The following is an 18966-nucleotide window of genomic DNA, read 5'->3' as shown; positions in this document are numbered from 1 at the left end:
GATGAGCAGCGTAGCCGACAGCTTCGACATGACGGTTGACGTCGCGCCGCTCAGCTCGGCGCAGGCGCGGCTGTGGCAGCAGGTGTCGCTCGATCCGGCCAATCCGGCCTATCATGTCCCCGCGGCGCTGCGTCTGCGCGGCGTGCTGGATCGGCGCGCGTTGCAGCAGAGCCTGGATGCGCTGATCGATCGCCATGAGATGCTGCGCACGACCTTTGACCTTGCGCAGGGCGAGACCGTGCAGGTCATCCATCCGCATCTGCCGGTCGCGATCCGCGCCGCCGGCCGGATCGCGGAAGCCGAGCTGGACGAGGCCATCCGGAGTGAGATCCATCGTCCGTTCGATCTCGCGCGCGGGCCGCTGATCCGCGCAGTGATCTTCGATCTGGACGATCGCAGCGCAGTCCTGCTCGTGACCATGCACCACCTCGTCACCGACGGCTGGTCGATCGGCATCTTCATCAGCGAGTTTTCCGCGTTCTACAGCGCCTTTGCGACCGGCGGCCGTCCGGTGCTGCCGCCGTTGGACATCCAATATGCTGATTTCGCGGATTGGGAACGCGAGCGCCTGGAAGTGCTGGAGCCGCGCCAGCTCGACTATTGGCGTGAGCAGCTTCGCGCGCCCGTGCATGCGACCGAAGTGCTTCCCGACCATCCGCGGCCGCCGGTGCCGGGCACGCGCGGCGCAACGGAATGTTTCGAGCTCGATGTTCTTGCCGGCGCTCGCCAACTCGCCAACAGCCTCGGTGCGACGCTGTTCATGGTGCTGCTCGCCGCGTTCAAGGTCGTGATGCAGCGGCACACGCAGGCCGACGAGATCGTCGTCGGCTCGCCGGTTGCCGGGCGCAACCACACCGACATCGAGCCGCTGATCGGCTTCTTCGTCAACACCCAGGTGCTGCGCGTCGATGTGAGCGGCGATCCGACCTTTGCCGAGCTGGTCGCGCGGGTGCGCCAGACCACGCTCGCGGCCTGGGACAATCAGGACGTTCCGTTCGACAAGCTCGTCAGCGCGCTGAAGCCGGAGCGGCGGCCGGGCCGGCGGCCGTTCTGCGATCTGATGTTCGCGCTTCAGAACGCCCCGCGCGCCGAGCTCGAGCTGCCGGGGCTGACGATCGAGATCCTGCCCGTGTTCACGGACACCGCCAAGTTCGACATGACCGTGATCTGCGAGGAGACGCCGCGCCGGCTCGACCTGCGGATCGAGTACAGCACCGATCTCTACGACGCGACCACCGTGCGGCGTCTGGCCTCAAGTTTCGAGCTGGTCCTTCGCGCAGCCTGCGCCAATCCGCAGGCGCGCATCGGAGCGATGCCGATCGTCGCGCCGGCGGAGCTGGATGACCTGCTCGGCACACGCCGCGGTCCGGTGCTGAACGCATCTCCAGAGATCACCCTGACCGAATGGTTCGGGCGGATTGCCGCGTGCTTCCCCGATCGCGTCGCGGTGTCGTTGCAGGACGACGAACTGACCTATGCCGCGCTGGCCAGGCGCTCTGCGAGTGTGGCCCGCCGCCTACAAGCAGCCGGTGTCCGTCGCGGCGATCGCGTGGCGCTAGCGGTGGAGCGTTCGACCGATCTCGTGGTCGCGATCCTCGGCATCCTGCGCGCCGGGGCCGCCTATGTCCCGCTCGATGCGGCCTATCCCACCGCACGTCTCGCTTTCATGCTCACCGACAGCCAGGTCTCGGCCGTGGTGACCCATGCGGCTGCGTCGTCCATCGCCGATACGCTGGCAATGGCGGTTCCCGCGGCGCCGGTCATCCGCATCGACGACGCCGGCGATGTCGACGCCGAAGGCGTCGTCGACGTGCCGATCAGTCCTGCTGATGCGGCTTATGTGATCTACACCAGCGGGTCGACTGGAAAGCCGAAAGGCGTCGTCGTCACGCACGGGAACGCCACCGGGCTGTTCACCGCGACCGCCGACATTTTCGGCTTCGACAGCAGCGACGTGTGGACGCTGTTTCACTCCTACGCGTTCGATTTCTCGGTCTGGGAGATCTGGGGCGCGCTGCTCTATGGCGGCCGTCTGGTCATCGTCTCGCATGCGGTGAGCCGGACTCCGGATGCGTTCCGCGAGCTGGTTGACCGGGAGGGCGTGACGGTCCTCAACCAGACGCCGTCCGCGTTCGCCCAGTTCGATGCCGCTGATGAGCGCGCGGCCGCCGCTGGCGCCGACGTCAAGAGCCTTGCCCTGCGTCATGTCATCTTCGGGGGCGAGGCGCTCGATCCGGCCAAGCTGTCGGCCTGGTTCGCGCGTCACGGCGACGACCGCCCCGTCCTCACCAACATGTACGGTATCACCGAGACCACCGTGCATGTGACGCATCGCCGTATCAGCATCGCCGACACCGCGCGGGGCGCGGCCAGCGTCATCGGCCGGGCGATCGACGACCTGTCGCTGGTCGTGCTCGATCCGCATCTTGAGCTGGTGCCGATCGGCACGCCGGGTGAGCTGTTCGTCGGCGGCCGCGGTGTCGCGCGCGGCTATCTCGGCCGGCCGGGACTGACTGCAGAACGCTTCGTTCCGGACCCGTTCGGCGCGGGCCGGCTGTATCGCACCGGCGATCGCGTGCGCTGGGTCGGCGACGGTGGGCTGGCGTTCTTCGGCAGGCTCGACACCCAGGTCAAGATCCGCGGCTTTCGCATCGAGCTCGGCGAGATCGAGCAGGTGCTGCGCACCGCTGGCCTGCGCGACGTGGCGGTGCTGCCGCGTGATGATGACGGGACAATGCGGCTGGTGGTCTACGGCGTTCCGGCGGATCCGAAACAATGCTCGCCGACGGCGCTGCGCGAGGCCTGCGCCGCTGCCCTGCCGGGCTATATGGTGCCGGCCGCCTACGTTCTGCTTGATGCTCTGCCGCTGACCCAGAACGGCAAGCTCGACGTCAACGCGCTCGCAGCCCCCGATTTCGGCCAGGACACAGCTCGCGATACGTTCGTGGCGCCGCGCACGGAAATCGAGAAGCGCATCGCCGCGATCTGGGAGGAGATGCTCGGCGTCGAGCGCGTCGGCCTGCGCGACAACTTCTTCGCGCTCGGCGGCGATTCGATCATGATGCTGCAGATGGCCGCGCGCATCGGCCGCGCGGGCTTCAGCGTCGGCCGCCGCGATCTGATCGAATGCCAGACCGTCGGCGATCTCGCAGCACGCGCCCGGCCGGCGTCGGCCGTCCGCGACAGGCGCCGCAGCGCCGTTGCGGCCACCGAGGCGCCCCAGCCTGCCAGCGAGGTGCACGCCGTCTTCGGCGACAGCGAGGACGAATATGCGCTGACGCCGCTGCAGGAGGGATTGCTCTTCCAGAGCCTCTACGCGCCCGAGGCTGGCCACTATGTCGAGCAGCTGCACGCGCCGCTGCAAGGTGAGCTCGATGTCGGCGCCTTCACCCGGGCGTGGCAGACCGTGATCGACCGCCACGACGTGTTGCGCACCTCATTCCACTGGCGTGACCGCGAGAAGGCGGTGCAACGCGTGGCGCGCAGCGTCCGCTTCGCGCTCGAACGCGAGGATTGGCGCGAGCTGGCGCCGTCGGAGCAGGAGGCGCGGCTTAATGCGATGCTCGGCCGCGATCGCGCGCGCGGATTTGATTTCCGCGAGGCGCCGCTGATGCGCGTCATTCTGCTCCAGCTCGGGCCGGGGCGATGGCATTGGATCTGGACCCATCATCACCTGATCCTCGACGGCTGGTGTCTGTCGCTGGTGGTCGGCGAGGTGCTGGCTGCCTATGACGCCTACCGGCGCGGCGCCGAGCCGGTGCTGCCACAGCGCCGGCCTTACCGTGACTTCATCGCCTGGCTCGCGACCCAGGACGCCGCGGCGGCGCGCAGCTTCTGGCGCGGTTATCTGGACGGGTTCACCGCGCCAAATCGGCTCGACGCGCTGGAGCGTGCATCGGCCGGCCAGCCTGCCGCCGCCGGGACCGGCGAGCGCGATCTCGTGCTGTCCGCCGAGGAGACGGCCGCGCTGCAGGACTGGGCACGTAGCCAGCACGTGACGGTGAACACGGTCGTCTCGGCATGCTGGGCGCGCGTCCTCGCCGCCTATTCCAGCAGCGATGACGTCGTGTTCGGCGTGACCGTGTCGGGGCGGCCATCGGAGCTCGAGGGCTTCGAGTACATGATCGGCCCGTTCATCAACACGCTGCCGATGCGGGTGCGGCTCGACGCCGACAAGCCGCTTGGCGAATGGTTGCGCGAGCTGCAGGCGCAGCAGGCGGCGATGCGTGTCCACGAGCATACCCGCCTCGTCGATATCCAGCGCGAGACCAAAGTGAGGGCCCGCGAGCGCCTGTTCGAGACGCTGCTGGTGTATGAGAACTACCCGGTCGATCCGGCCAATCTGCAGCAGCCAGAGGGGCTTGCGCTCGGTCCGGTGACCTTCCTCGAACGCACGAACTATCCGTTCGCCGTCGCGGCGATCCCTGGGCCGAGCCTGACGTTGCGGCTCTATTACGACCGGGCGCGCTTCAGCGAGGATGTGAGCGCGCGCGTGCTGCGCGATCTGGCGATGCTGTTGCGTGCCGCCGTGACCGTCCCGCAGGATTCGCTGCGGCTCGTCGGCGACTGGGGCGTTCCGTCTCCGGCGGAACAGGACGATTATCGCGCGGCAGAGCAGCCTGACTGGAACGACACTGCGCGGGACTTGCCGGCGGTCACGTTCCCCGAGTTATTCGCCACGCAAGCGGCCGACACGCCCGACGCGGTCGCGGTCGTGAGCCGGGACGAGAGCCTCAGCTATGGGGGTCTCGAAGCCGAGGCCAATCGGCTCGCGCATCATCTGCGCGAGCTCGGCGTCGGGCCGGAGAGCGTGGTCGGCCTCTGCGTCGAGCGTTCGCCGGCGCTGCTGGTCGGCATGCTCGGCATCTTGAAGGCCGGCGGCGCGTACCTGCCGCTCGATCCGAGCTATCCGGACGATCGCATCGGCTTCATGCTCGACGATGCCGGCGCATCCGTGCTCGTAACCTATGCAGCGCTGCGCGATCGCATGTGCGGACAGGATGAGCGGCGCGCTGTCGTCCTGCTTGATACGGATCGGTCGGCGATCGCAGAGCGGCCCGCCACCGCGCCGGAGTTGAATCTCCACCCACAGAACGCCGCCTACGTCATCTACACGTCGGGATCCACCGGCACGCCGAAAGGCGTCGTGGTCAGCCATGCCGGTCTCGCCAACAAGCTCATCACCTTGCGCGACGACTTCGCCGTGGGGCGCGACTTCCGGTCGGCGCTCGTCATCTCCAGCGGCTTCGATGCGGCGATCGAGCAGACGCTGCTGCCGCTGGTCGGCGGCGGCGCCGCAATCGTCGTCAGCAATGCGACGCGGGAGCAGCCGGCGGACTTCTGGCGGCAGGTGGTGCAGGATAGAGTCACCTTCATCAGCTGCGTGCCGTCGTTCCTCGGCTCGGTGCTCCCAGGCGCGCCCGCGAGGCTGCTGCTGGAGCATCTCGCCTTGGGCGGAGAGGCGCTGACCACCGGCTTCGTGCGCCGGCTGCCGGACCACATCGAGGTCGTCAGGCTCACCAATCTCTATGGTCCGACGGAAGCGACCATCGATGCCGCCGCGTTCACGATCGAGGGCGAGCAGGCGGGCGTCGATATTCCGATCGGCCGGCCGCTGCCGAACTACAGCCTCCATGTGCTGGAGTCCGGGCAGGAGTTCGGCCTTCGGCATGTCGCGGCCGGCGAGGCGGGCGAGCTTCACATCGCAGGCATCGGGCTTGCGCGCGGCTATCGCGGCCGCCCCGGCCTGACGGCAGAGCGTTTCGTCGCCAATCCTTACGGCCCGCCCGGAAGCCGCATGTACCGGACCGGGGACCTGGCGCGGCGGCGCGCCGACGGGTTGCTCGAATTCGCCGGGCGCGCCGATGCGCAGCTGAAGATCCGTGGCTTCCGGATCGAGCCGGGCGAGATCGAGGCCGCCCTTGCGTCCTGCGCCGGCGTGGCGCAGGCGGCGGTGATCGCGCGCGAGGATGTGGCCGGACATCAGCGTCTCCTAGGCTATGTGGTCCCGCGTGCGGGCGAGGCCATCGATCCGGCGGCGCTGCGGGCGCAGCTCGGCCGCATCCTTCCGGACTACATGGTGCCGGCCGCGATCGTGCTGCTCGACCGGCTGCCGTTGACCACCAGCGGCAAGCTGGACCGGCGGGCGCTGCCGGCGCCAGAGGTCGTGCCCACGCTGCAGGAGGGGCCGCGGACGCCGCAGCAGGATCTGCTGTGCGGGCTGTTCACCAAGGTGCTGGGACTGCCGCGGGTCGGCATCGACGACAACTTCTTCGAGCACGGCGGAGATTCGATTCTCAGCTTGCAGATCGTCTCGGGCGCGCTCGCGGCAGGCCTGCGCATCTCGCCGCGCAACGTGTTCGAGCACCCGACGGTGCGCGAACTCGCGGCTCTGGCTGAGACGGCAGCCGCGGAAACGTCAGAGGTCCTGGCGGGCGATGTGCCGCTGACGCCGATCCAGCGCTGGTTCTTCGCCCGCGGCCTGACGCATGCCGACCGCTGGAACCAGTCCGTCGTTCTTGAGGTCGACCCGCGCGTGACGCCCGCGATGCTGCAACAGGCGTTGCACGATGTTGCCGCGGAGCATGACGCGTTGCGGCTGCGCTATGAGTCCGCGGAAGCGCCGGTGCAGCGACTGCCAGACGCGGAGCCGAGCGCCGAGCCGCTGCCTTGCGTGGTCGCAACCGTGCCGCACGATGTGCCGATGACGCGCGACGCGATGGAGCATTGGATCGCGCCGTTGGCCGAGCAGGCACAGGCCGGGCTCGATCTTGCTCACGGTCCGCTCGCGCGGGCCGTGATCTTCCCGGCGCGTGCGGTTGGCGAGCCGTCGCATCTGCTGCTGGTCGCGCACCACCTCGTCATCGACGGCGTGTCGTGGCGCATCCTGACCGAGGGCGTGCAGCAGCGCCTGAAGGAGCAGTTGGAGGGCAGGGCGCCTGAGCCGCTCGGCAGGAGCGTGCCGTTCGCGACCTGGGCGCGGCGCCTGCGCAGCTATGCGGCGACCGCGGCGCTGCCGGTCGACTACTGGCTGGCGCTGGCCGACATCGCGCCGCCGCCGCTTCCCATCGATCGCCCGGCTGCCGCTGCCGCCAACACCGCGGCGAGCCTCAAAGGCATCGACATCGTGCTGGACGTCGAGACGACCGCTGCGCTGCTGCGCAAGGTTCCCAGGGCCTATCATACCCGCGCGCAGGAGCCGCTCGTTGCGGCCTGTGCCGCGGCGCTCGCGGAGTGGACGGGCGCGCCGCGCGTCCTGCTCGATCTCGAAAGCCATGGGCGCGAAGCCCTGCAAGGCCTCGACCTCGACTTGTCGCGCACGATCGGCTGGTTCACCGCGGTCTATCCGGTGAGTCTCGAACTGCCCGTCGCCGGCGGCATCGGCGCCACCTTGTGCGCCGTGAAGGAACAGCTGCGGCAGATCCCGGCGGGCGGCACGCCCTTCGGCCTGGCGGTTGCCTATTCCGAGGATCATGAGCTGCAGCGCCGGCTCGCGCAGGTGCCGGAGCCGCGGATCACCTTCAACTATCTCGGCCAGTTCGATCAGGCCAACGACGACGGCGCGCTGCTCAAGCTCACGGACCTGCCGTCGGGACAGGGCCAGCATGGCGACGAGTTGCGCAGCCATGTTCTCGACATCGTCGCGATGGTCCGTCGCGGCGAACTCGTGACCTCGTTCCAGTTCTCCGACGCGCTGCACGACCGCGACACCATCGCGCGGCTGGCCGATGGCTTCGAGCGCCATCTGCGGGCCCTGATCGACCACTGCCTGCATCCCGGCGCGGGGGCACATACGCCGTCGGACTTCCCGTTGAGCCGCATCGGCGGCGAGGCGCTCGCGCGCCTGGAGCAGGCGTGCGGGCCGATCGAAGACCTCCATGTGTTGTCGCCGATGCAGCAGGGCCTGCTGTTTCATGCTCTCGCGGCTCCCGGCAGCGATCTCTATCTGCAGCAGCTTCATGGCGAGCTGCGGGGCGACCTCGATGTCGGTGCGTTCGAGATGGCTTGGCGGGATGTCGTGCGGCGGCATGCGATCTTCCGCGGACGCTTCGTCTGGGAGGGTCTCGACGAGCCGCATTTTCTGGTCCTGCCGTCGGCCGAGCTCGACGTCACCGTCCAGGATTGGTGCGGCATCGATCCGTCCGCGCAGGACGCCGGGATGGCCGTACTGCTACGGGATGATCGGCGCCGTGGACTTGCACTCGATTGCGCGCCTCTGACGCGCGTGACCCTGGTGCGGCGCGCCGAGCGGCACTGGCACTTTCTGTGGACGCATCATCACGTGCTGCTCGATGGCTGGTGCATCGGCCTCGTGCTGCGCGAGGTGCTCGACGGCTACGAGGCCCGGCGCAACGGGACCGCAGTCGAGCCCGCCGTCCGGCGGCCCTATCGCGACTACATCGCGTGGCTGCAGCGCCAGGACCGCAGCCGTGCCGAGGCCTTCTGGCGCGCCACGCTCGGCGATGTCACGACGCCGACCCGGCTCTCCCTGCCGGCCGCCGCCGCCATGGATGATTTCGACGCGGCGGGCGAACTGGCGCTGTCCTTGTCCGAAGCCGCGACCGCCCGGATCGAGGCGTTCGCGCGCAAGCATCGCCTGACGCTCAATTCGGTTTTGACCGGAGCCTGGGCCCGGCTGCTGGCGAGCTACGCCCACAGCGATGATGTCGTGTTCGGCGTGACCATGGCGGGCCGCCCTGCGGAGCTGGAGGGCGCCGATCGCATGATCGGCCTCTTCATCAACACGCTGCCGCAGCGTGTGCGGATTCAGCGCGGCGCACCGGTGGTCGACTGGCTGCACGACCTGCAGGCGCAGCAGCTCGCGCTACGCGAGTTCGACCATTGCCGTCTCGTCGACATCCAGCGCGCCAGCGGTGTCGAGCAGGGCGTGCCGCTGTTCGAGACGCTGATCGCCTTCGACAACTATCCGGTCGACGAAGCGCTGGCCGCCGGTTTCCGCGATATCGAGGTGGCCGCAACGCGTGGCGTCGAGCGGACGCACTATCCGTTGTCGCTGTCCGTCGTGCCCGGCCGCCAGCTCCGCCTGCGCGCGCTGTTCGACCGCCGCCGGATCGGCGATGCGGGCGTGGACACGATGCTCGCCTGTCTGCAGCATCTGCTGGAGACGCTCTCCAGCGGCCAGGTGGGGGCAGTCGATAGTTGGAGCCTCGTTCCCTCATCGCAGCCTGCGCCGACGTCGGTTGCGCATGGTCGGGACGAGACGCTTCCGATGCGCTTTGCGACAGCAGCGGCTGCTTATCCTGAGCGGATTGCCATCAGTTGTGGCGACAGCGTGCTGACCTATCGCGCGCTCAGCGCGCGCGCCAGCCGTCTGGCCCATCATCTGAGACAGGCCGGCGTCGGGCCGGAGCAACTGGTCGGACTGTATTTCGACCGCAGCGTGGACGTGGTCGTTGCCATCCTCGGCATCCTGCAGGCCGGTGCGGCCTATGTGTCGATTGATCCCAGAGCGCCGGCCGAGCGCATCGGCAGCATGATCGACGATGCCGGGCTGAAACTCGTCGTCACCGAATCAGTGTTGCTCGATGCGCTCGATCCGGCGGTGCGCGGCGTCGCGTCGTTCATCGCGCTCGATCGCGATGCGGCCGCGATCGCGCGGCATCCGCCGACGGCGCCGGCGCCCGATCTCTCGCCGGCAAACGCCGCCTATGTGATCTACACCTCGGGCTCGACCGGCCGTCCCAAGGGCTGCGTGATCACGCATGCCAATGTCACCCGCCTGTTCGACGTGACGCAGCGGCGCTTTGTGCCGACGGCGGATGACGTCTGGACGCTGTTCCATTCGGTGGCGTTCGACTTCTCGGTCTGGGAGATCTGGGGCGCGCTCCTGCATGGCGGGCGCCTGGTCATCGTGCCGCATGACGTCAGTCGCTCGCCGGAACGCATGCACGAGCTGTTGCAGCGCGAGGGTGTGACCATCCTGAGCCAGACGCCGTCCGCGTTCAGGCAACTGGCCGCAACCGATGCGGCGCGACAGCAGGGCGACGAGCCGCCGCCGCTGGCGCTGCGTCACGTCATCTTCGGCGGCGAGGCGCTGCAGCTCGAAGAGCTGCGCGACTGGGTCGCGCGCCGTGGCGAGACGCGGCCGTGCCTCACCAACATGTACGGGATCACCGAGACGACCGTTCACGTCACCGAGCGGGGCATCCGCCAGGCCGACATCGCGGCCGGGTCGGGCAGCGTCATCGGTCATGCGCTTGCTGACCTGTCCTTGGCGGTGCACGATCCGTTCGGCCAGCCCCTGCCGTCGGGCGTGGTCGGTGAGCTCTTCGTCGGCGGCGCCGGTGTCGCCCGCGGCTATCTGCATCGCCCGGCGCTGACCGCCGAGCGTTTTCTGCCGGCGCCCGGCGGCGAACGGCTCTACTGCAGCGGCGATCTCGTGCGGCAGAGGGCTGACGACATCGAATATCTCGGTCGCATCGACCAGCAGGTGAAGGTGCGCGGCTTCCGCATCGAGCTTGGCGAGATCGAGGCGGCGCTGCTGGACAACCCGGCCGTGGCCATGACCACAGTCCAGGCCTTTGCCGCTGCGAGCCCAGCGCGCCAGCGCCTCGTCGCCTATGTCGTTCCTCGGGGACAGGCGTCGGTCGAGACGCTGCGCGAGCATCTTGCCCGCAAGCTGCCCGACTACATGATCCCGTCGCTGTTCGTGCTGCTCGACGAGCTGCCCTTGACCGTCAACGGCAAGATCGACCGCCGGGCCCTGCCATCGCCGGAACAGGGCGAAGGCACGCGCGCAACGACCTTCGTCGCGCCTCGAAACGATGTCGAGCGCATCCTCGCCGCGGCATTTGCCGCCGGGCTGGAGCTCGATCGTGTCGGCGTTCACGACAATTTCTTCGCGCTCGGCGGAGACTCTATCCGCAGCATCCGCGTGCTGTCGCGGGCGCGCGCCGCCGGCATAGCTCTCGAATTCGGCGACCTCTTCAATCACCCGACGGTGGCCGGGCTCGCCGCCGGTCTCGCGGCAGCGGGGCCGGCGGTCCGGCCGGTCGACCGGAAGACCGGGGCTTTCGAACTCGTGGCGCCTGACGTCGCGGGCGTGCTGGATGCCGATATCGAGGCGGCCTATCCGCTGACGCGTCTCCAACAGGGCATGCTGCTGGAGACGCTCGATGCCGGCGCGGCAACCACCTATCACGATGTGATGACCTACCACCTGCAGGCGCCGTGGGACCACGAGGCCCTGCAGGACGCGCTGGCGGTCGTCGCTGCCCGGCATGACGTCCTGCGTTCGAGCGTACGGATCGGTCTCGGGCCGGAGCCGCTGCAATTCGTGCATCGCCAGGCGACGATTCCGCTTGATGTCGATGACCTCATCGGGTTGGTCGCTGACGCGCAGGATCAAAGGATCGATGCGTGGGCGCGCGCGGAGACCGCGAATGCGTTCGATCTCGCGCAAGCCCCGCTGTTGCGGGTGCAGGTCCATCGTCGCTCGGCGGCGACGTTCCAGCTCAGCCTCAGCTTCCACCACGCCATTCTCGACGGCTGGAGCGTGGCGACCTTGCTTACCGAGCTGTTCGCCGCCTATGCCGATCGTCTCCGCTATCCCGTTGCGCCGCTGCCGCCGCCACCGGCGGCAAGCTTCCGCGACTATGTCGCCATCGAGCGCGAGGTGCTCGCCGATCAGGACGAGCGGGCCTTCTGGTCGGACTATGTAGAGGGTGCCAGCCCGACGCTGCTGCCGCGACTACCCGGCTCGCACGAGGCCGCGCCGGGACGGCGGGTGCAGTCGTTCGCGATTCCCATCACGGCCGAGACGTCGCGGCGGCTCGAACAATTGGCCGGCGAGTGCGGCGTGCCGCTGCGCAGCGTGCTGCTCGCGGCGCATGCCCGTGCTCTCGGCGTCATCTGCGGCGAGACCGATGTCGTCACCGGACTGGTGACGAACGGACGGCCCGAGCAGCAGGACGGCGAGCGCGTGCTCGGTCTCTTCCTGGGCACGTTGCCGTTCCGGCTGCGGGTCGAGGCCGGCAGCTGGCGCGCGCTCGTGGCGCAGGTGCATCAGGTCGAGAAGCAGATCGAATCCCGCCGCCGCTTCCCGCTGGCGGAGATCCAGCGTCTCGCCGGACAGGCCCTGTTCGAGACCGACTTCAACTTCGTGCATTTCCACGTCTTCGAGCAGGCGCTGCGGATGCATGATTCGTTTCGGGTCCTGGGCGGACGCGGGGTCGAGGAGACCGGCTTCACGCTCGCGGTCAATTTCGGCCTCACGATCGAGGCGAAGGCGCTTGCGGGCAGTCTCGACCTCGACATCAACGCCATCACGGCCGAGCAGGGCGCGAACTACGCCCGCATCTATGGCCGCGTCCTGGAGCGCCTCGCCCATCATTCGGATGAGGATGTGGGCGCAGCCGATGTTCTCGACGCTGTCCATGTCGACGCGCTGATCGCCGCAGGACGAGCCCGGCAACCATCGGCGCCGGCCTGCCTGCACGAGCTCGTCGCCGATCAGATCGCGCGCACGCCTGACGCCGTCGCAGTGATCTCAGGCGATCGATCGATGACCTTCGCGGCCCTCGACCGGCGCGCCAGCCAGCTCGCACATCTCCTGATCGCGCAAGGCGTGCGGCCGGATGCGGTCGTGGCCGTGTGCACGGAATCCTCCTGTGATCGCGTAGTGGCGATGCTGGCCATCCTGCGCGCAGGCGCAGCCTATCTGCTGCTCGATACCGAGCAGCCGCGCGCGCGGCTCGCCGAGGTGATCGCGGATGCCGGCGCGCGGACGCTCGTCGTCGACGATACGATGGCGGGGCGCGCCTGGCCTGACACGGTCGCGCTCGTCGCGTTGCGATCCGATCGGCTCGCGGGTCTGCCCGCGACGGCACCGGCGGTGTCCGTCGTGCTGGACAATCTTGCTTATGTGATCTCGACCTCGGGCTCCACCGGACGGCCGAAATGCGTGCAGATCACGCATCGCTGCATCGCCAATCACATGGCGTGGATGCGCCGCGTGTTTCCGCTTCGTCCGGATGACCGGGTGCTGCAGAAGACGCCGGTGTCGTTCGATGCATCGGTGTGGGAGTTCTGGGCGCCTTTGGTCGAGGGGGCCGCGCTCGTCCTGGTGCCGGATGGATCGCATCGCGACGCGGACCACCTCGTGCGCGTGATCCGCGACAACAGCGTCAGCATTCTGCAATTGGTGCCGACGCTCCTGGCCGCGCTGCTGGACGAGCCGGATTGGAGCCGCTGCGAAAGCCTGCGCCGCCTGTTCGTCGGCGGCGAGCCGCTGTCGCGCGATCTCGCGCGACGTGTTGCGACAGCTCACCTCAGCACCGAGCTCGTCAACCTCTATGGACCGGCCGAAGCCACCATCGACGCGATCACCAGCGTCATCCGTGCCGAGCATCGCTTCGTTGCCATCGGCAGGCCGGTCGACGGCATGTCGGCGTTCGTGCTCGACGATGCCGCCCGGAGGCTCGTCCCGGCAGGGACCGACGGCGAGTTGTATCTCGGCGGCGCCGGACTGGCGCGCGGCTATGCCGGTCGCCCCGGCTGGACGGCCGCGAGCTTCATTCCCGACGCGTTCACGGGCGAGGCCGGCGCACGGCTCTATGCAACCGGCGATCGCGCGCGCTGGCTGAACGTCACAGTTGATGATCCGGCGTTCGATCTCGAGTTTCGCGGCCGGGCCGACGATCAGGTCAAGCTCTACGGACAACGGATCGAGCTTGGTGAGATCGACGCGGCGCTGCGCGCGCATGAGGCGGTGCGCGAGGCCGTGACGCTGCTGCTCGACGACGGTCCGCGCAAGCGGCTCGTGGCGCATCTCGTCGGCTCGGCCGTTGCAGACGATCTGCGCAGCCATCTCGCCGAGCGGCTGCCGCGCGCGCTGATTCCTGCTACCTTCGTGCATCACGACGTCCTGCCGCAGACCGCCAGCGGCAAGATCGACCGCCGAGCGCTGGCCGCCATGAGCGCCGATCCTGCGGCGGGCAGGGCGGTGCTTAGCCATGTCGCGCCGCGCAGCGAGACCGAGCGATTACTGGCCGAGATCTTCGCCGACATTCTCCGCGTGCCCGAGGTCGGCATCGCCGACGATTTCTACGAGTTCGGCGGCGATTCGATCCTGGCGCTGCAGATCGTGTCGCGGCTGCGCAGCGCCGGCTGGCGGCTGTCACCTCGGCGCATCCTCGAGCAGCCGACGATTGCGCGGCTCGCACCGCAGCTCGTGCCGCTCGCTGCGGATACGGCAGCGGCAAAGCCACCGCGCGCTGCCGCCGGCATCGTGCCGCTCGCGCCGATCCAGCGCGACTTCCTGGCACGCCTCGACGCGATCGCCGCGGCCGGACTAGCGCCCGGCCGTGCGGCGCATTGGAATCAGTCGATCCTGCTCACGGTGCCTGCTGCGCTCGAGGCAGAGCAGGTCGAGCGCGCCGTTCGCGCTGTTACGGTGCTCCATGACGCGACACGCCTGCGCTTCCGTCGCACATCGGCCGGCTGGCAGCAGCACTATGTTGCGCCGAACGTCGAGAACGGCGTGGCGTTCGATGTCGTCGACCTCTCGGCGGCCAGCGACTGGCAGGCCGAGCTCGCGTCGCGTGCCGAGCTGGCCCAGGCGGGATTGGATCTGGATGCCGGTCCGGTCGGCCGCGCCGTCTATTTCGGCCGAGGCCACGAGTCCGGCCGGCTGCTCCTGGTGCTGCATCACCTCGTCGTTGACGCCGTGTCATGGCGGATCCTGTTGGAGGATCTGGCGACGGCCTTGCGGCAGGTGATGCTGGGAAGCCCGGTCGCATTGCCGCCGCCGTCCAGCTCCTATTCGGAGTGGGTCCTCAGCCTCGATGCGCGTGCCCGTGCCGCAGATGCGGCGCCATGGCTTGCGCTGGCCGAGCTACCATTGGCTGGATCTGCGCTCGAGCGGCTTGCCGAAGGCGGCCGCGTCCTGTCGGTGCCGGCGGACAATCTCGTCAAGGACGCAGCCACGGTGCGGGTCAAACTCGCGGCCGCGCAGACGACGGCGCTGCTGCGCGCCGCACCAGGCCGGCTGCGCGCCCGGCCGGAGGAAATTCTGCTGGCCGCACTGCTGGACGCCTTGTCGCCCGCTGACACGGCGTCGTCGCTGTGGCTCGACCTGGAAGGACATGGCCGCGAGGAGATCGCGATCGATGGAAAGGCGGGCCTCGATCTGTCGCGCACGGTGGGCTGGTTCACCGCGCTCTATCCCGTCTGCGTGCAGCGTCCCGCCGGCGCTGCAGGCGGCGACCTCATGCGCTCGGTCAAGCGCGGCCTCCGGCCGCTGACTGCGCATGGCGCGGAGTTCGGCGCCTTGCTCCATCTGTCGCCGGATCAGCAAGTCAGGGCACAGCTCGCGGCGCTGCCGCGGCGTGACATCGCGTTCAATTTCCTCGGCCAGGTCGACGCCGCCGGGATGACCGATCGTGCGTCGGCGATCGACATCTACCCGGCGCCGGAGACTTGCGGCCACGATCACGACCCGGACGGCCAGCGGCACTATCTGCTCGAGCTGATCGCCCGCGTGAGCGATGGCGAATTGGTCATCGACTGGATCTACCCGGGCAAGATGATCCCGCGAGCGTCGGTCGAACGGCGGGCCCAGGACATGCTGCGCAGCCTGCAGGACCTGATGGCGTGCGATCCGGTGGCCGCCGCCGCGCCCTCGGACTTTCCGCTGCTGCAGCTCGCCGACGACGAGCTCGATGCGCTGCTTGCTGAACATCCCGACACGGAAACCATCCTGCCGCCGTCGCCGCTGCAGGACGGCCTGCTGTTCCACGCGCTGGATGACGACGAGCCCGGAATCTATGTGCAGCAGATCACCGCCGAGATCGCGGGCCGCATCGATCGGCTGGCCTTCGAAGCCGCATGGGACCGGACGCTGACGCGTCACGACGCCTTGCGCGCCTCGTTCCATCGCAGCGCGCGCGACGGTCGCGGCTATGCGATCGTGCACCATCGGCTGGATTGCCCGGTGAGCTGGGTCGACGGGCCGGATGGCGATGGCGAGGCGCGCTGGCAGCAGATGCTACGCGAGGACCGCGCACGCGGCTTCGATCTCGATTCTCCACCGCTGATGCGGGTCTGCGTCATGCGGATCGCGGAGCATCGTTGGCGGCTGTTGTGGTCGCATCATCATCTGCTGCTCGACGGCTGGTCGCTGCCGCTCGTGCTTGGTGAAGTGATGGGCCACTATCGCGCGCTCACCGAAGGGGCGCCTGCGCCGATCGCACCGTCTGGCCGCTATGCGGACTATCTGGCGTGGCTGTCCAAACGCGACGACGCCGCGGCCCGAGCGCAGTGGCGCGCGCTGCTGCAGGGCTTCGATACGCCGAGCGCGATGCTGCTGCCACCGGCCGCGGATCCAGAGCCTTCGGCAGCTCCAGCGGAGACTCATGGCGAGATCGAGTTCGCGCTCCCGGAGGCGGCGACGGCGGCTCTCGCTGCGCTGGCGCGCAACGCCAATGTCACGCTGGCGGCGGTCGTCCAGGCCTGGTGGGCGCATCTCGTCGCGCGCTTCAGCGGGCGGCGCGACGTGGTCTTCGGCGTGACGGTCGCGGGACGGTCGGCCGAGTTGAGCGACATCGAGACGACCGTCGGCCTGTTCATCAACACCTTGCCGCTGCGTGTCGCGGTGCCGGCGGGATGCAATCTGCTGCAGCTCGCCGCCCTGTCCGACGGCGCCCGCGCCACGCTGACCGAGCACGAGCACAGCCGTCTGGTCGACGTCCAGCAGCTCGCCGATCTGCCACGGGGAACACAGCTGTTCGACAGCATCCTGGTGTTTCAGAACTATCCGCTCGGCGAGGCCGTGGCGCCGCTTGCCGACTTCGCCGTTCGCGATCTCGCCGCAGTCGAGCGCACGCACTATCCGCTGACCTGCTTTGTTATGCCGGGCGAGCAGCTGCAGGTGCGGCTGGTCTATGATGCCAAGCGGTTTTCGCGCGAAGGCGTCGCGCGCGTGCTGGAGCACGGCCGCGCGACATTGCTGTCGACCGTCGAGAGTCCGGCGCGACCGCTCGAGGCTGTCACGACGTTTCCGCGCCGCGAGCTCGACCTGTCGGTTCACGCGTCGGCCCAACTCGGCGAGGCCGATGCATGGATGCCGCTGCACGAACGCATCGCGCAGGTGGCGGCCCGCGACCCGGATCGCACGGCGGTTGTCTGCGGCGATGAGGTGCTGAGCTATCGCCGGCTCAGCGCGCGCGCCGCTCGTCTGACGGCGGCGCTGATCCGGCGCGGCTTCGGACCGGAGGATCTGGTCGGCATCTGTCTCGACCGGTCTGCCGACATGGTGGTCGCGCTGCTCGGCGTTCTCGGCGCGGGCGCGGCCTATGTGCCGCTCGACCCGCGTTTCCCGCGCGCGCGGCTCGCGCTGATGCTGGCCGAAAGCGCGCCGCGCGCGGTGCTGACGCAGCGCGCGCTTGCGGATGGACTTGCGAGCGGCACCACGGCCGAGCCGCTGCTGCTCGACGACCTCGTCGATGAGGCGGCCGATGCTGTGACGCCGGCCGTCGTCGTCCAACCTGACAATCTGGCCTATGTCATCTTCACCTCGGGCTCGACCGGCCGGCCCAAAGGCGTGCAAATTTCTCAAGGCGCGCTGGCCAACGTCATGGCCAGCTTTGCCGCGACGCCGGGACTGATGCGCGAGGACACGCTGCTCGCAGTCACGACCTTGTCGTTCGACATTGCGGCGCTCGAACTCCTGCTGCCGTTGTCCGTCGGGGCACGGCTGGTGATCGCGGGTGCGGATCAGGCCGCGGATGCGGAAGAGCTGGCGGATCTCATCAAACGCGAGCGCGCGACGGTCATGCAGGCCACGCCGGCAACATGGCGAATGCTGATCGCCGCAGGATGGGCCGGTGCACCCGAGCTTTCGGTGTGGTCGGGCGGCGAGGCCTTGCCGTCTGATCTGGCCGGCGAACTGCTGACGCGCGGTCGTGCGCTGTGGAATCTCTACGGACCCACCGAAACGACGATCTGGTCGAAGGCCGGTCTGATCCAGACGGCTGCGGATGTCATGGTGCTCGGTCGCCCGATCGCGGCGACGTCGACCTATGTCGTGGACTCCACGCTGGAGGTGGCACCGGCTTTCGTGCCGGGCGAGCTGCTCATTGCAGGCGCCGGATTGGCGCGAGGATATCGTGGCCAGCCGGGACTGACGGCCGAGCGCTTCGTGCCGGATGCCTTCGGAGCCCCCGGTGCGCGCGCCTATCGCACCGGCGATGAAGTGCGCAGCACCGCTGCCGGCCTCGCGTTCCTCGGACGCCTCGACCAGCAGGTGAAGATCCGCGGCTTCCGCGTCGAGCTTGGTGAGATCGAGGCGGCGTTGCGGACGATGCCGGCGATTGCCAATGCCGTCGTGGTGATCAGGCCGGACCAGGCAGGCCATGCGCGACTGCTGGCCTATGTGGTGCCGCGCGGCACGCCGGATGCGAGCCTTCGTCAGCACATGCAGGAGGCGCTGAATGCAGTGCTGCCGGGCTACATGCTGCCCTCGGCCTATGTGGTGCTGGAGACGCTGCCGCTGACGCCGAACGGAAAGATCGACCGCCAGGCCCTGCCGATGCCGGGGGATGCCGAGGCGCCCGATCGCCCGCGCGTAGCGCCGCGCAATCCGATCGAGCAGTCCATCACGATGATCTGGCAGGACGCGCTCGGTGTCCCGCGGATCGGCGTGACCGATAATTTCTTCGATCTCGGTGGCCAGTCGCTGCATGCGGCATCGGTGCTGTCCACACTCCGGCAGGCCTTCAAGGTCAGGCTGCCGATGCGGGCGCTGTTTGCCGGGCCGACAATCGAGCAGCTGGCGCAGGCGATCACCGCGCTGGAGGAGCGACCCGGGCAGACGCAGCGGATCGCACAAGCGCTGGTGATCCTGCAGACGATGTCGCCGGAGGCCAAGGCGCTTCTGCGCGAGCGGCAGAACGCGAGGGGCGCGCAGGCCGGCGCAGCGGCGCATGCCGAGGCAAAGGGCCGCTGAGA

Annotated in this window: 1 protein-coding gene; it reads left to right on the top strand. The window is 68.9% G+C overall.

The window, feature by feature from the left end; translation table 11 throughout:
• Position 1: 1 nt before the first annotated feature.
• A complete protein-coding gene (locus tag ACQR1B_RS17900) occupies positions 2-18964 on the top strand; it encodes a non-ribosomal peptide synthase/polyketide synthase (protein WP_434834663.1) in 18963 nt (6320 codons plus the stop codon).
• Positions 18965-18966: the final 2 nt, after the last annotated feature.

This window comes from Bradyrhizobium oligotrophicum, from assembly GCF_051168495.1.
GTDB classification, from domain to species: domain Bacteria; phylum Pseudomonadota; class Alphaproteobacteria; order Rhizobiales; family Xanthobacteraceae; genus Bradyrhizobium; species Bradyrhizobium oligotrophicum_A.
The sequence above is the reverse complement of the archived record's forward strand: the minus strand, read 5'-3'. Positions and strand labels throughout refer to the sequence as shown.

Excerpts from the sequence above, each read along its gene's own strand:
- ACQR1B_RS17900 (WP_434834663.1), top strand. The coding sequence starts at position 2 with ATGAGCAGCGTAGCCGACAGCTTCGACATGACGGTTGACGTCGCGCCG.